This window comes from Knoellia pratensis, from assembly GCF_042666395.1.
Classification (GTDB): domain Bacteria; phylum Actinomycetota; class Actinomycetes; order Actinomycetales; family Dermatophilaceae; genus Knoellia; species Knoellia pratensis.
In genome coordinates this window covers 213,338-228,671 of sequence record NZ_JBHTDJ010000001.1, presented here as the reverse complement: position 1 = coordinate 228,671, position 15,334 = coordinate 213,338, and the positions used below count along the sequence as shown (strand labels likewise).

The window sequence follows — 15,334 nt, the reverse complement described above, 5'->3', positions numbered from 1 at the left end:
TGGTCGGCCAAGGTTCCCTCGCTGGTCGTCAGTGCGACACGGCATACGCGGTTATTCGGATGTATGCCGTCCGCCCTAGACATGCGGATACGGTGCCATCGTGGACCCCATCCGGAACCCCTATGCCCCCGGCGCCGGCCAGCGCCCGCCCGAGCTCGCCGGTCGCGACGAGCAGCTCGACGCCTTCGAGGTCGTGCTCGAACGGATCTCGCGGGGGCGGCCCGAGCGCTCGATCGTCCTCACGGGGTTGCGTGGTGTCGGCAAGACCGTGCTGCTCAATGCGTTGCGGTCCACCGCTGTTCGGGCCAAGTGGGGGACGGGCAAGCTCGAGGCGCGCCCCGACCAGTCGCTGCGGCGGCCGCTGTCGTCGGCGTTGCACCAGGCGGTCCGCGAACTCGGCCACCCCAGCGACGACGAGGTGCAGCACGTCCTCGGCGTGATCAAGGCGTTCGCCCAGCGTGATGCCCCGGCCGGGACGAAGCTGCGCGAGAAGTGGAACCCGGGGATCGATGCTCCTGCCGCCTCGGGTCGCGCTGACTCGGGCGACATCGAGATCGACCTCGTCGAACTGCTCACGGACGTCGGTGGGATGGCAGCGGACACGGGTCGCGGGATCGCGGTCTTCATCGACGAGATGCAGGACCTCGGGCCCGATGACGTGTCGGCCCTCTGCGCGGCGTGCCACGAGATCTCGCAGTCCGGGCTGCCCGTGATCGTCGTCGGGGCTGGGTTGCCGCACCTGCCGGCGGTGCTGTCGGCGTCAAAGTCGTACTCCGAGAGGCTTTTTCGCTATTCGCGCATCGACCGCCTGCCACGTGCGGCGGCCGACGCGGCACTGGTCGTACCTGCCGAAGAGGAGGGTGCGGCATACGAGCCGGAGGCTCTGGATGCGTTGTATGCCGCGACCGGCGGTTACCCGTACTTCATCCAGGCCTACGGCAAGGCGGCCTGGGATCGTGCGCCTCGCTCGCCCGTGACCGTCGACGACGTCCGGGTCGCGGCGCCCGAGGCCGAGTCCGAGCTGGCGGTCGGCTTCTTCGGGTCGCGGTTCGAGCGGGCGACGCCGGGGGAGCGCGAGTACCTGCGCGCCATGGCCGACGTTGCTGTCGCGATCAGTGCGGGCGGGGTGGAGGAACTCGACGAGATCGAGTCCGTGCCGACCTCGGACGTCGCCACGCACCTGGGTCGCAAGCCGCAGTCGCTGTCACCGGCACGCGATGCTCTGCTGAAGAAGGGGCTCATCTACTCGGGCGAGCGCGGGCGCATCGCCTTCACCGTCCCCCACTTCGGCCGCTACCTCCGCGAACAAACCGCCTGACGCGGTGTCCGTGGACCTTGAATCAGCTCGGTCGGCCGCTAGCCTCACGGTGTGCCCGAGTTCAGCTGGCGACCGGCCAACGACGCGACGAACGAAGATGTCGAGGCCGTGTTCGACGCGGGTGGAGCTCGCAAATGCCGCTGTCAGGGGCTCAAGGTCCCGGGCTGGATCTGGCGCGACACGACCCAGGAGGAGCGCGATGCCGCGCTCCTGGAGCAGGTCGCCTGCGGCACGAGCGGCCCCACGTCCGGACTGGTCGGGTATGTCGACGGCGAGCCAGCCGGCTGGGTGGCCGTCGAGCCGCGAGAGAACTACCCGAGGATCTGGGCCCGGCAGAAGTCGTGGATGCGGTCGGACCCCGACCTCGAGGGCGTCTGGTCGGTCACCTGCTTCGTCGTGCGCAAGGGCTTCCGTCGACAGGGTCTGATGTACGAGCTCGCCGCTGCAACCGTCGAGTACGGAAGGCAGGTCGGCGCTCGTGTCCTCGAGGCCTATCCCACCGAGCCGCCGCCGGGAAAGGTCGTGATCTGGGACGAGGCCTCGGTCGGGCTGCTCCAGGTCTTCCTCGACGCCGGATACGAGGTCGAGGCGTCACCCACGCTGCGCCGCAGGGTGGTGCGACACCGACTCGGACCGTCGCCCTGACGGACGGCTCCGTCCGAGGCCACGGGCTCCGCGCGACCTCCCCACCTCGATCAGAAGGGATGAGGAGGCCGCGGGTAGCCGTTCCGGTCAGGCGGTCACTCCTTCGGCACCGCCGCGATCAGCGAACTGAGTGCGCTCGCCTGGGTCCGCCAGTCGAAGACGTTCGGGTGCGCGACGCTGTCGGCACCCGACCAGCGCTGCCCGAGACGACCCTCGCCGTCGCGGTCCTTGGTCCACACGCTCGTCGCCTGCCGGTCGACGAACGCCTGGTAGCGCGGTTCCTTGACTGTGTCGTTCAGGTCCATGAAGTAGCGCATGAACACGCCCTTGAACTGCTTGGCGTTGTCGTCGCAGGTCGCGTCGACGGCGTCGCACTTCTCGGTCAGCACGCCGTCGGTGACAAGCGTCCGCGAGGTGATCGCCGAGTCGGCCAGCCGACGGGCGGTCGCGAGCACCTGGGCGTCGCCGGTCGCCCGCCAGAGCTCGAGTCCCGCACCGATGGCAAGACCCTGGTTGTAGCTCCAGACCGTGCCGCCGTTGTTGGCGCAGGCCCCGTTGAGACCGTCGTTGACGAGCCCGTCCGCGTTGACCATCCCGCTTCCCGTCAACCACTTCCACCCGGCCTGCGAGCGTTCGAGCCACACGGTGTCACCCGCGATGCGGTTGTGCAGCTCGGCCGTGAGCCGCACGTACAGACCAGTGGTGACGGCGTTCTTGTACGTCTTCTCCGCGTCCCACCACACGCCACCGCCACACGTCGTGTCCCAGTAGCCCTGGACGTAGTCACCGATGGTCACGGCCATGTCCAGGTACTTCTTGTCCTTGGTCAGGTCGTATGCCTGCAGCCAGGTCAGCGCCCACCACTCCGAGTCGTCGATGGCCCGTGAGGTGAAGTTCCCCAGCAACGGGTCACCCGACAGCTCTCCGGCGGGGAAGACGCCCTTGTTCCTCTCGAACGTCCGGTCCATCTCATCGAGGTACTGCCGGTCACCGGTCCGTTGCATGTAGTCCCCGACGGTCTCCAGGGCGACCGCTGAGTTCCACCAGCTCGACGGGAACCATGCCTTCGCCGGGTCGTAGGACTCCATCAGCACGCCCACGGCGTCCTTGGTCCGCGTGACCGAGGTCGGGGTGGCGAGCAGGACGTCGACCAGCGGGAGGAGGATTCCCTTGGCCTTCGCGCTCACCTTCTTCGCCGGTGCGTCAGCCACAGCTGAGCGCAGGGCCCTCAGCTGCGTACGCAGCTCGACCGCATGGCTTCCGGCCTCAGCCTGCTGGGCCCTGGTCAGGATGGCGAGCAGCTCGGTCGCGGTGGCCTTCTGGATGTCCCCGCTGCGCTCCAGTGCAGCCACCTGCTCACGCAGCTGCGGAAGACCCGTGGCCGGGCTCAGCCACTGTGAGAGCACCAGAAGGATCGCGTCACGCGCGGCCGGCGTGAGCCGGTTGGACGGGGACTCGACCAGGATCACGTGGACCTTCTGCAGCGCAGCCATCACCGCAGCGGTGTCGTTCGCCGCCTCGGCCTGCGTGGCCTCGGCGAGCAGTGCCGAGAGGTCCCGAGCGGTGCTGGGGTTGAGCCCGCCGGAGGCGCGCGCCTGGTCGACGGCCGACTGGAGCTCCGCGACCTGCGGAGCGCGCGCCAGCAGCTGCACCTCGGCGAGTGAGGTGGAGGCGGTGCCTCGGCTGCCGGTGACCGACAGCCGATAGTGGCGGTAGACCCCCGGAGTGGCGACGGCGAAGGGTCTGGTCTGCAGGCGCCAGGCGAACTTCTCGTTCGTGCGCCTGTCCAGCGGGGTCCATGTCCTGCCGTCCTGGGACCCCTCAAGGACCCAGCTGCTCGGTTCGTCCTGGGTGTCCGGAGAGGTGACCGTGTAGTTCGTGACCCGTGCGGTCACTCCGCCCAGCCCATAGCTCACCTGCGGGGACGTGCCCGCAAAGGTGACCCGGGTGCCGGAGGTGTTGTCGAACAGGGACGACCCATCCTTGCCCGTCTCGCTGCTGCGGGAGGTGCCCTTACCCGGTCCGGTCACGTCCGTGAGTGGGGTCGGGATCCGGGTGCCCTGCGTGATCGAGGGCGGCGCGTCGTCCGGACCAGTGCCCCACGCCGACGGCGTCGCGCCCATGTCGAACTCGATGCTCCCGCCGGCGGTGATCTGGTCGTGGGACAACCAGGTCCTTGACTGCGCAACCCCGTTGACGCGCACGCCCCGGACGTAGACATTGGAAGCGCTGTTCTTCGGCGCGCTGATCACGAGCGACTTGCCGCTCTCGAGGTGCAACGTCGCCTTGGTGAACTGTGGGGAGCCGATGGCGTAGGTCGGGGAGCCCATCTGCAGCGGGTAGATGCCGAGTGAGCTGAACACCTGCCACGCCGAGAGCTCGCCGTTGTCCTCGTCGCCCGGGTAGCCCTGTCCGATGTCGCTGCCGGTGAAGCTGCGAGCGAGTGCCTCGCGTACGACGGCCGCGCCCTTCGACGGCTCGCCGGCGTAGTTGTACATGTAGGGGATGTGGTGCGACAGCTGGTTCGACAGGCCCCACTGCCCCTGGCGCACGTCACGCGCCTCGAGCATCTCGTGGATCGGGCGTCCGTAGGAGCCGGGCAGCTCGGCAGTCTCCGGGGTGGCGAAGAACTCGTCGAGCTTGTCGCCCAGGGCAGACCTCCCGCCGAGCAGGTTGGCCAGTCCCTTGCCGTCCTGCGGGGCGTGGAAAGCGAAGTTCCACCCGTCGGACTCGGTGAACTCGAAGCCCCAGACCTTCGGGTCGAAGTCCGCCGAGGACTGCCGCCAGGCGCCGCTCTCCGTCCGGCCCTGGAAGAAGCCGACCTTGGGGTTGAAGAGGCGGACGTAGTCCTGGGCCCGGCTGAGGAAGTAGTCGTAGTTCTGCTTGTACTCCGCGTGGCGCGGGTCGCTCGCATCGGTGGTGTCGTAGAGCTTCTTCGACAGGTTGGCGATCCCGTAGTCGTTGACGTAGCCCTCGAGCGACCAGGACGCGCTCTCGGAGACCGAGGTCGGTGTGTAGCCGAGGAAGAGCCCCCGGTCCGCACCCTTGCGGCCGACGTTCTCGTTCGGCGGCGCCACTTCCGCGTTCTTCAGCGCTGCGTCGTACATCGTCTGCACGTCGATGCCCGGCACGCCCTTGAGGTACGCGTCGGCGAAGGCCACGTCCGAGCTGGTGCCGGTCATGCTGTTCGCGTAGCCGGGGGCCGACCAACGGGAGACCCACCCCGAGTCCTTGTACTGCTGGAGGAAGCCGTTCACCATCTCCCCGGCCTGGGTGGGATAGAGCATCGAGTAGGCGGGCCAGGTCGTGCGGTAGGTGTCCCAGAAGCCGTTGTTGACGTAGACCTTGCCGTCGGTGACGCGGGCGCCCGTGGAGGTGGGGGTGGTCCCACCGGGGGACGGGTCGGTGGAGACCGAGGACTGCACTGCGTGCTTCATGACAGGAGCGGCGGCGGTGCCGACGTTCTCGTGGCCCGAGTTCGGATAGACGTTGAGCCGGTAGAGGTTCGAGTAGAGCGTGGTCAGCTGGTCAGGAGTGGCGCCCTCCACGTCGATGACACCGAGCTTCTGGTCCCAGATGGCCTGGGCCCGCTCGCGCACGTCCTCGAACGTGTCGGCCGGGGCGATCTCCAGCGCGAGGTTCTTCTTCGCCTGCTCAAGGCTGATCAGCGAGGTGGCGATCCGCATCGTCACGGTTCGGTCGGCGCCCGCGTCGAAGCGCAGGTAGCCGGTGACGCCGCCCCCGCCCCCTCCGTCGAGTTTTCCGCTGTCCGTGACCGCGGCGTCGAAGGTGGCGTGGACGAACATCCGCGTCATGCCCAAGGAGTTGTCGCCGCTGCCGACGTCGGTGTAGCCGGAGACCGACCGGTCAGCGGGGTTCAGGGTGAGTCCACCGGCATCGGTGATGTTGTCCAGCACCAGACTCGTCTGGTCGCCGGGGTAGGTGAACCGCATCATCGCGGCGTGGTCGGTCGGCGTGATCTCCGCCTTCAGGCCGTTGTCGAAGGTGAGGGCGTAGTAGTGCGGCTTCGCAACCTCGTTGTCGTGGCTGAAGGGCAGTGCGCGGGCAGCTCGTCCAGCCGCGGGGACGCCGCTCTTGGCGGACGGCATGACCTGGAACGTCTGGCGGTCACCCATCCACGGACTGGGCTGGTGGCTCAGGGAGAGCGCCTGCAGCTGCGGGCGGTTCTGCGCATTGTTGCCCTTGGCGTAGTCGTACAACCAACGCGTGGTGCCCGCGTTCGTGGCGGGGGTCCAGAAGTTGAACCCGTGCGGGACCGTCGTCGCGGGAATGGTGTTGCCCCGAGAAAAGCGGTCGCTCGAGTTGGTGCCCCGGGTGGTGACGACGTGGTCCGACGGTCGGGTCGACGTGGTTGCCGCCTTGGCTGCGCCCACCGAGATGTCGTCGATCCAACCGCCGAAGTCAGCGGGACCCTCGGGCTTGTCGTAGGCCACCACGATCCGGTCGACCGTCTTGCCCTCGGCGACGACGCCGATCGGAGACACCACGGAGTTCCACTGGTTGGCGTAGAGGACCTTTGCAGCGCCCTGTCCCTGCGGGCTGAGTGCCCTGCCGTGCTGGTCGCGTGCCTGCAGGTTGCTGAGATGAGTCCCATCGGTGAAAGCAAGGTCCACGGCTGCGTACGTGCTCGGGTAGGTGAGGTCGCCGCCGGTGAGCTCCGGGAAGATCTTGTAGGCGAGCTCGGTCGTCGCGGTGACCGGGAGGTCGACGTCGAGCACCTTGTTGTAGGAGTACCCGCGTCCGTCGGCCGTGTGGGTGCCCATGTAGTGCAGGGCCGCCGTGCCGGTGAACCCGACATTCGGTCGGGCGTTGTAGGCGTCGCTCGGACCCGAGCCCACCGTCGTCGTCATGTCCGAGGGCGGGATTGCTCTGGTCGACAGCAACCACTCGGCGAGCTGGGTGCCGTCGTCACCGGCATTCGCCGTGATGTTCAGGCGGTAGAAGCGGTATGCCGTGGTGTTGGTGAAGGAGTACTGCCGAGTCTGGAATCGGTTGGGGAAGCCCTGGTTGGCGCGGGTGTCCAAAGTCGTCCAGCTGGTGCTGTCGTTGGAGCCCTGCAGGGCCCAGTCCCGCGGGTCGCGCCCCGGGGCATCGTTGGCAGATCCCAGTGCGTAGGCGACGACGGCCGTCGGCGCCGCGAGCTCGTAGGTCACCCAGTTGCTCCGGCCTCCGGCCAGCCACTTGGTGCCGACGTCGCCGTCGGCCAGCCTGGCTGCGGTCTCGTTCGGTGCGTTCTCCCTGCTGGCGCTGACCTTCACGACCTGGTCGGTGATGTCGCCGGGGAAGTCGACGGTTCCTGGGACCAGCTTATGCACCGATGGGGCAGAGACGACGGCGTTGATCGCGCCGCGGGCACGCGTGCGGATCTGGAACTGCGGTGTCCCCCCTTGGTTGCCGGGAGTCGTGAGATCCACTGTGAGCGTCTGGGGCGTGTCGGTCAGGGTGACGGCCTCGCCGCCGACGTCGCTCGAGCCGCTGTAGACGTTGAGGAAGAGCTCGCCGGCGCCCTGCAGGGTGACCTGGGCACGGTAGGTCGTCCCCAGCACCAGTTGAGGCATAGGCACCTGGATCCAGGTCTCACCCGCTGACGTCATCGACCACCGGACCGCGGGCTCGCCGGCCGCTGTGGTGGTCGGGGCGATCGTGCCGGGAACGGACCCGACACCGTTCTGGAACGGACCCTCCCAACCGAGCTGGTCGGTGGGCGCCGCGAGCAGGTCGGGGCCGGTGGGGGTGCTGGGGCCACGACCCAGGACCGAGCCGCCGGTGACGCCGGTCGCCCGCGGTTTGCCCTGCGCGTCAAGGTCCGGGGTGTTGACCCAGGTTGGCTGCACATCCCCCTCCTCGAAGGAGGTCCTGAAGCCCGGTGTCGTGGGGGCCACGGCCGCTGGTCCAGCGCCGGGGACGGAGGTGCTGCTCGCAGTCCGGGCGGTCGTGGCGTTCATGACTGCGGCACGTGGCTTGTGCGCCGCCGCGGTCGGTGTCGCCCACGAGGGCAGGACCGGGCCGAGAGCAGTGGCGGCGAGGACGATGATGCTGAGCGAGCGGGGCACGGTGCGCATCTGGAGGTTCCTTCATGGGCGACGACGATGTCTAGCCCGAGGGTCGTGGCGTCAGACAGAGCGCGTCAACCCGGGACAGGGGTGCTGTCCGATCCACGCGCGACATCGGACAGCACGCAGGCTTGGCATCGGGCTGGGCCCCCCGCGGGCCGGCCGCCGGGTCTACGCCTGAGAGGGCGAACTTCGAGCCCGGCGAACGCCGCACCTGCATGACTCACCAGTGGCGGCGTTCGACCCGGAACGCCGCGCCGACGGGTCGAAACGTGCTGACGGATGCCAGCGTTCCGTCCCTCGGCTCAGCGGGAGCGGCGGTTCCAGATCTGGTGGGTGTAGCCGTTTGCTCCGGAGATGGAGCCGATGTCGAAGCGGTCCTCGATTCCGGAGAGCCCCTGCCAGAGCGACTTGCCGCTGCCGAGCACCACGGGCACATTCACCACATGCATGGTGTCGATGAGGTCCGCCTCCAGGAACTGCCGCACGGAGGTGGGGCCTCCGCCGATGCGCACGTCCTGACCGCCCGCGGCCTCACTTGCGACCTCGAGCGCCTCCGCAGGCGTGGCGTCAAGGAAGTGGAAGACGGTGCCGTTGGCGAACTCGATCCGCTCGCGCTCAAAGTGAGTGAGGACGAAAACCGGTGTCATGAAGGGCGGCTCGTCTCCCCACCAGCCACGCCACCCGTCCTCGGTCCACGGGCCGGTTTGGGGTCCGAACTTGCCGCGGCCCATGATCTCGGCACCGATGCCCTGGCCCCAGGTGGAGGTGAGTGCCCTCTCGAGCGTGAAGGGTGCGTCGACGGGACCGAAGCCGTGGATGAATCTGCCGTCGAACCCGCTGAACAGTGCCCCGGCCTCACCGATCGGCTTCTCGAACGTGACCTCATCGCCGGCAGCGAAGCCGTCCAGGGAGACGAACAAGTTGTGGACTCTGGCCTTGGACATCCGCGAAGCCTTTCGGTGAAAGCGATTGCAATCTGCAACCACTTGGTCAGAATAGTGCGGAACACGGGTTCCGCCAAGAGCAGGGCGAATGCGGCTCGCGGCGGATAGCGTTCGCGCATGACGCAGACACCCGATGAAACCGGGGTGCGTGGGGGACTGTCCGACGTGACCCCTCCACCGCCCCACGGCCAGGGCATGGTCCAGGCACCACCGACGCACCTCGCGACGCTCCCGCCGCCCAGACACGACATCGGGAAGGTGCGTTCGACCGGGATGTGCTTCCTGCTGATGGTCGTGACGCTGGGGCTCTACTCGGTGTTCTGGTTCTACGGAACGCATGCCGAGATGCAGCGGCACCGCCACTCTGGTGTCGGCGGCGGGGTGGCCCTTCTCCTCGGTCTCTTCCTGCCGGTCGTGATGTTCTTCATCACCCCGTCCGAAGTGAGCGCGATGTACGCGGCCCGAGGGCAGCGGCAGCCCGTCAGCGCTGCGACCGGGTGCTGGATCTTCCTGCCCTTCGTCGGCATCATCGTGTGGTTCGTCAAGACCAACGGCGCGCTCAACGACTACTGGCGTTCACTCGGCGCCGTCTGAACGGCATACGCCGCCTGAAATGCCTGTGGCCACACCCCGGCAAGGGATGTGGCCACAGGCATGATGGGTTCTCTCGTCAGAGGATCCCGCGAGCCTGGAACGCAGACTTCACGGTCGCTGCGTCGGTCGCACCGTAGAGCGCCGCAGCGGTGTCGACCGTGGTCTGGGCGGCTGCTGCCCAGGTCGTGGTCGGCGAGTAGGAGAACTGGGCCTCGAGGATGATCTTCGTGGCCTTGTCGCGACCCAGCCCCTTGTTGATGTCCCAGAGGGCGTGGCCCCAGATCTCGCCGTCGTCGTGGACCTCACCGGTGCGGTTGGCCACGGTCTTGCTCGTGTCGAGGCGACGGATGCAGTGCGGCGTCGTGGACGTGTAGGACACCGAGTCCCAGTCCATGACGCAGGCCCACGGCGTCACCGCGGTGTCGCTCGAGTTCGCCTGTGACATGGTGGCCGCAATGTAGTCACCGAACGCCTCGCCGATGGCTCCGCCGTCGTTGGACGAGCCGAAGTTGGGCACCTGGTCGTCCTGGACCGCGTGACCGTACTCGTGCCACACGACCTCCTGGTCCTCACCGTCATCGACGCCGCCCGTGCCGAGCGTGATCGTGTCGGCATTCGGGGAGTAGAAGGAGTTGTCGGCGGTGGTGGTGTTGACGAGCAGGTCCTGCGCCTCGTTGTTGACGTTGGTGAAGCCGAGGCCCTGGATGTAGGTCTGCAGGCGGTCCACGGCGTAGTAGGCGTTGACCTGCTCGAAGCGGCTGTCGCTGCGGGTGTAGGAGAAGACGTTGTTGGCCGAGTAGGCCGCCGGGACCTTGCCCTTCTTGTTGTTCGCCACGGTGGCGAATCGGCCCTGGAGGTAGCCGTTGCCGGTGAGGTTGCTGAGCGTCACCGCCTTGTATGCCGCGGCAGGTACGGCCGAGTCGGCGTTGTTGGCGTCCTTGAGGGACTCGTTCTGCAGGGCAACGACCGGGTTGGGGTCGAAGACCTTGCCCTGGCCGTCGGCATAGATCCGCTCGTCGGTGACCTTGGTGACGGAGCCCTTGTCGGCGTCGACGAGAACCTTCTTGTCCTGGTCCGTCACGACCTCCCACGCAAGCGTGGCGGCGGCGCCGGACGCTCCCGGCACGACGACGAGGCGGGACGTGACGGCCTTGCCGTGCGCTGTGGTCTTGCCGTTGGCCAGCGCCTTGCTGATCTTGGGGCTGGTCGAGGCCAGATCGGTGACGACCTTGCGGCCATCGTCGACACTCGCCTTCCCCTTCGTGGTGTGAACGGCATAGAAGCCGCCGACGACAGGGATGCCGCGGTAGGTCTGGGCGTACCAGGTGTGGCTGCCCAAGAGGCTCTGCCGCGTACGGATGAGGGCGAGGTCGGACGGAACGGACATGGTGACCGTGGCTCTGGTGGTCGTCGCGCTCGCGGTGGCGGGCGTCGTTGCGGCCGAGGTGGCGGCTGGTGCCATCACCGCGCCGCAGACGGCGAGGAGCGCGACGGCGGTGAACCGGGGGGTGGTGCTTCGCATGGGTGAACCTTTCGGGACAGGAGGTGGGTCGAGACAACCAGAAATCGGCGGTCCGTGACCTCTTGGAGGGCGGCGAACTTCCGCCAATGGGGGATGTCGAGAATCGCGTTCCGGCGGCGTCTCTGAGGTGCAACGACCCCCCAAGACGAATGGAGACTGTTCACATGGCACACATCAAGCACTTCGACCACATCGGCATCACCGTCGCCGACCTCGACACTGCGCTCGACTTCTTTGTGAGCCTCGGGATGGAGCTCGAGGGCCGCACGTTCATGGAGGGTGAGTTCCTCGACACCGTCTGTGGCATCCCCAACTCGCGCACGGAGGTCGCGATGCTGCGTCTGCCAGGTGGCGGCACGACCATCGAGATCTGCACCTTCATCCGACCGGACCTCCAGCCGGGATCGCCCCATGCCATGTCCACGGAGATCGGGATTCGCAACGTTGCGTTCGAGGTCGAAGACCTGCACGCGATCGTCGAACAGGTGCGCGCGGACGGCTATGAGCTCGTCGGCGGGATCGGCGAGTGGGAGAACGCCTGGCGGATGACCTACGTGCGCGGACCCGAGGGCATCATCGTGGCGCTGGCCGAGCGGCTCGGCTAAGCCGCCTCGGGCACGTCCCACCACCCGGTTTCAGTCCCCGGAGCGAAGGTGCGTAGTCGTGCGCAGCGGAACTGATCGTCGTCGCAGGCGATCCAGTCGACCAGGTGAACGCCGTGCTTCCGGGCGATTCCCTGAGCGAACTCGAATGTGGCGAGGAACTCCGGCGAAGGCGCGCCATCCTCAACTGGTTGGTCGCACAGGACAACGGCGGCAGCACGCGCCTCCCCACCTCGACCGAGCGAGTCGAAGTGAAGCAGGCAGCCCTCAAGTGCTGACGCGATGGGGTCCGTGCGCTGGGCGTGCAGCAGCGCCAGAAACCGACCGTCGTAGGCCGCGAAGGCGACCATGAGCTTTCGAGGTCCGAACGCGCGCTGATCCAAGGCGATGCCGAGGATCTGTTCTGGCAGTGGATCGTGATCGAACTCCGGATTGGGGACGATTCCATCGACGGAGACCAGGTTCAGGTCGCGCGGACTCACGCGCTGTTTCCTCGGGTGTCTTCTCATGTCAGAACGCTACGTCGATCGGTGGTCACGCTCGGTGAGTTATCCACAATGGAAGTCGTTCCAACAATCCTTGGCTCACACCAACAATTCTTGGCCCGAGGGGATCATCGTGGCGCTGGCCGAGCGGCTCGGCTGACCCGAGTCAGCAGGACGCCGACGATCGCGAGGCCGCCCCCGGCGAACGTGAGCGCGGGCGGGACCTCGGACAGCAGCGCCCACGCGATCAGGGTGGCGATGAACGGGACGAGGAACGTCGTGAGGGTCACCTTGCCGGCATCGCCACGGGACAGGACGTAGGCCCACGTCGTGAAGGCGATGGCGGTCGGGAAGATCCCGAGGTAGGCGATCCACCACAGCGTGCCTGCATCGGCCACCTTGACCACATCGACGAGATCGCCGGCCCACGGCAGGCAGACCACCGTCCCGATGACGCACGCGATCCACGTGACTTCAGGACCCGGCATACGTCCCAGCAGTGGCTTTTGGGCGAGCACGCCGATCGCATAGGTGACGGCGGCCAACACCGTGAGCCACACGCCCACGGTGTCGCCCGAGCTCTCGCCGGAGAAGCCGCGCGCGATGACCGCCACCCCCGCGAAGCCGACGACCATGCCGGCGAGCAGCCATCTCGTCATGCGCTCGCCGAGGAACACGGTCGCCAGCAGGGCCACGATCAATGGGCCGATCTGGACGATGAGGGCGGCGGTACCGGCATCGATCCGGCGCTCGGCCTCGTTGAGGGCAAGGTTGTAGATCCCGAACCACCCGACTCCGCAGAGCACGAGAAGCCACCAGTCGCGGCCCTTCGGCCAGGTCGGTCGGCGACGAAACACCAAGAACGACAGCGCAATTGACGCGACGAGCAGTCTTCCGAGGGAGAGCGCCCCCGCGGGCACGTCCTTGCCGAGGTGTCGAATGGCCACGAACGCCGACGCCCAGAGGACCAAGGTGACGGCCATCGCGAGCAGGACCCGCCAATCGAACGGGGCCCCTCTGCCAGCCGTGCTGCTGGGCTCGACCGGTGTCTCCAGAGGGGGCGGAGTGGTGTCGTCGGAGAGGGTTGTCACTCGTTCAACAGTAGGCGGGACCGGTGTCAGTCTTCGAGCGGATTTCGGCCAGATGAGGACGAGTTGCCGCCATGACGGACACGAACGGTCAGACGAGCACCGTGCCGTCGGCAACGATGAGGCCAGCGCCGCTGATCCTCACGTTGGCACCGTCGACGGTGATGAGAATGCGACTGGGGCGTCCCAACGAGTGGCCCTGCTCCACGATGGCGGGAGCGCCCGGGGCGACGCGGCCCTCCGCGACGAGCTTTGCCACAAGGGGACCCGCGGCCGTGCCGGTCGCCGGGTCCTCCGTGATTCCCATCGTGGGATTGAAGAAGCGGGCGTATGCCGCAGAGTCACCTTCGGCCGTATCGAGGCTGTAGAGGTAGCAGCCCTCTCCTGCAACGGTTTTCAGCACTGCGGCCAACCTGCGGGTGTCGGGCTGCGCCCGGTCCACTGCGGCTCGATCGACGAGGGGCACCAGGAGGTGGCCAGCTCCCGTCGAGATCACCTGGATGGCGTCCTCCGTGAGGTCCGCCGGGGTGAGGCCCAAGGCGTCCGTGAGCGCGTCGCGGTCGGTCAGCACGGTCCCGAAGGCGGGAGGTGACTGCTGGACGGTCACCATCGCGGGGCCATCGGTCGGGCGGGTGACGGCGGTGTGCAAGAGATCGGCGCCAATCTGGACGACGAACTCGGTCCGGTCGACGGGCAGTCGTCGGTCGACCAGCCACAGGCAGGCAGCGAGGGCGTTGTGTCCAGCGCCCCCGACCTCGGCGCCGATCGGGGTGAACGAACGGAACTGCCAGTCGGCCCGGTCATCGTCAGCCGCCACGATGAAGACCGTCTCTGACTGGTTGAACTCGCGAGCCAGGGCCTGCATCTGTTCGAGCGTCAGCCCGGCGGCGTCCGCAACGACGGCTGCGGGGTTGCCCGTCAGGGGCCGCGGCGCGAAGACGTCGACCATGGAGAACGCGATGCGACGAGGATCAGCCATGGTCTCTCCTGAGGGTGGTGGTCGCTTGGCGAGTGAGAGCACGTTGCAGGTGCATCTTCGCCGGAAGTCAACCATGGTCGCGTGCCAGAGTGATCACGTGACTGACCAGAGCACCAAACCCGTCGGCGGCGAGAGCCTCTTCACCGTGCTGGTGGCGTTGTGCGCCAACGTCCTCATCGCCACCGCAAAGTCCGTCGTCGCGGTCATCACGGGCTCGGCGTCGATGGTCGCCGAGGCGGCCCACTCCTGGGCCGACGCAGGCAACGAGGTCTTCCTCGTCGTGGCCGAGCGCCGGGCCGGGCAGCCGCGCGACGAGGCCCACCCCTACGGCTACGGCCGCGAGGCCTATGTCTGGTCGATGTTTGCTGCCTTCGGCCTGTTCACTGCTGGCGCAGTCGTCTCCATCTGGCACGGCATCCAGAGCTGGTCCGCCGCTGAAGGGGAAGCCGAGGTCGATTACCGATGGGCGTACGCCGTTCTCGCCCTGGCGTTCGTCCTCGAAGGTGCGTCGTTCCTCCAGGCGCGCCGCCAGACCCGCCTCGCGGCCCGTCGCGTCGGGCTCACCGTCCTACCGTTCATCGCGCGCACCTCGAACCCGACGTTGCGCGCCGTCTTCCTCGAGGACGCCGCAGCACTCGTCGGCCTCGTCATCGCGGGAGCGGGCATCGGCCTGCACCAGGCCACCGGCGACGCCCGTTGGGACGCCGTCGGATCCATCGCCGTCGGCCTCCTGCTCGGTGTGGTCGCCTTCTTCCTCATCGGACGCAACCGTGACTTCCTCGTCGGCCAGGCGGCCTCACCCGCGTTGCGACGGAAGGCACTCGAAGGGCTGCTCGACCACCCGGCCGTCGAACGGGTCACCTTCCTGCACCTCGAGTTCGTCGGGGCCGCGCGCATCCTCGTCGTCGCGGCCGTTGACCTCGTCGGCGACGACGTCGAGACCCGCGTGGCCGAGCAGCTCCACGACGTCTCCGACGCGATCAAGCGTCAGGACATGATTGAGGACGCGATCGTCACGTTGTCCCGGCCCGAGTCGCCGTCCCTCGACCTCGCGTCATACCGCTGAGGAGCCGAACCAGC

General features: G+C 67.8%; 11 protein-coding genes. 5 read left to right on the top strand and 6 right to left on the bottom strand.

Going from position 1 to position 15,334, the window contains the following annotated elements:
• Nucleotides 1–100: 100 nt before the first annotated feature.
• Together ACFQRE_RS01090 and ACFQRE_RS01085 are read left to right on the top strand one after the other, a co-directional pair.
• Nucleotides 101–1,318, top strand: a complete 1,218-nt coding sequence (locus ACFQRE_RS01090; RefSeq protein WP_380117905.1) for an ATP-binding protein — start codon at nucleotides 101–103, stop codon at nucleotides 1,316–1,318.
• A gap of 51 nt (nucleotides 1,319–1,369) precedes the next feature.
• Nucleotides 1,370–1,963 (top strand): GNAT family N-acetyltransferase, encoded by a 594-nt coding sequence (locus tag ACFQRE_RS01085; RefSeq protein WP_380117903.1) that lies wholly within the window; start codon nucleotides 1,370–1,372, stop codon nucleotides 1,961–1,963.
• Nucleotides 1,964–2,058: 95 nt separating this feature from the next.
• Here ACFQRE_RS01085 and ACFQRE_RS01080 read toward each other — a convergent pair whose 3' ends face one another.
• Together ACFQRE_RS01080 and ACFQRE_RS01075 are read right to left on the bottom strand one after the other, a co-directional pair.
• Nucleotides 2,059–8,046, bottom strand: coding sequence for a GH92 family glycosyl hydrolase (locus ACFQRE_RS01080; protein WP_380117901.1), 5,988 nt, complete (start codon nucleotides 8,044–8,046; stop codon nucleotides 2,059–2,061).
• Nucleotides 8,047–8,342: 296 nt separating this feature from the next.
• A complete protein-coding gene (locus ACFQRE_RS01075) occupies nucleotides 8,343–8,984 on the bottom strand; it encodes a dihydrofolate reductase family protein (RefSeq protein ID WP_380117899.1) in 642 nt (213 codons plus the stop codon).
• A gap of 117 nt (nucleotides 8,985–9,101) precedes the next feature.
• Here ACFQRE_RS01075 and ACFQRE_RS01070 point away from each other — a divergent pair, with 117 nt between their 5' ends.
• Nucleotides 9,102–9,578 (top strand): DUF4234 domain-containing protein, encoded by a 477-nt coding sequence (locus ACFQRE_RS01070; RefSeq protein WP_380117897.1) that lies wholly within the window; start codon nucleotides 9,102–9,104, stop codon nucleotides 9,576–9,578.
• 76 nt (nucleotides 9,579–9,654) lie between these two features.
• Here the strand turns inward: ACFQRE_RS01070 and ACFQRE_RS01065 are convergent, their stop codons facing one another.
• On the bottom strand, nucleotides 9,655–11,100 hold the full coding sequence (locus ACFQRE_RS01065) for a M4 family metallopeptidase (protein ID WP_380117895.1): 1,446 nt from the start codon (nucleotides 11,098–11,100) through the stop codon (nucleotides 9,655–9,657).
• Between the two features lie 164 nt (nucleotides 11,101–11,264).
• On the opposite strand from ACFQRE_RS01065, the gene ACFQRE_RS01060 reads away from it, so the two are divergent.
• Nucleotides 11,265–11,705 carry a VOC family protein gene (locus ACFQRE_RS01060; RefSeq protein WP_380117893.1) on the top strand — a complete coding sequence of 147 codons (441 nt, stop codon included), beginning with the start codon at nucleotides 11,265–11,267 and terminating at the stop codon, nucleotides 11,703–11,705.
• On the opposite strand, the gene ACFQRE_RS01055 is transcribed toward ACFQRE_RS01060, so the two are convergent.
• From ACFQRE_RS01055 to ACFQRE_RS01045, 3 genes are all read right to left on the bottom strand, one after another.
• Nucleotides 11,702–12,184 (bottom strand): hypothetical protein, encoded by a 483-nt coding sequence (locus tag ACFQRE_RS01055; protein ID WP_380117891.1) that lies wholly within the window; start codon nucleotides 12,182–12,184, stop codon nucleotides 11,702–11,704. The two genes, ACFQRE_RS01060 and ACFQRE_RS01055, sit on opposite strands and share 4 nt — an antisense overlap.
• A 131-nt stretch (nucleotides 12,185–12,315) precedes the next feature.
• On the bottom strand, nucleotides 12,316–13,278 hold the full coding sequence (locus tag ACFQRE_RS01050) for a DMT family transporter (RefSeq protein ID WP_380117889.1): 963 nt from the start codon (nucleotides 13,276–13,278) through the stop codon (nucleotides 12,316–12,318).
• 88 nt (nucleotides 13,279–13,366) lie between these two features.
• A complete protein-coding gene (locus ACFQRE_RS01045) occupies nucleotides 13,367–14,254 on the bottom strand; it encodes a PhzF family phenazine biosynthesis protein (protein ID WP_380117887.1) in 888 nt (295 codons plus the stop codon).
• 97 nt (nucleotides 14,255–14,351) lie between these two features.
• Here ACFQRE_RS01045 and ACFQRE_RS01040 point away from each other — a divergent pair, with 97 nt between their 5' ends.
• Nucleotides 14,352–15,320, top strand: a complete 969-nt coding sequence (locus ACFQRE_RS01040; RefSeq protein WP_380117885.1) for a cation diffusion facilitator family transporter — start codon at nucleotides 14,352–14,354, stop codon at nucleotides 15,318–15,320.
• Nucleotides 15,321–15,334: the final 14 nt, after the last annotated feature.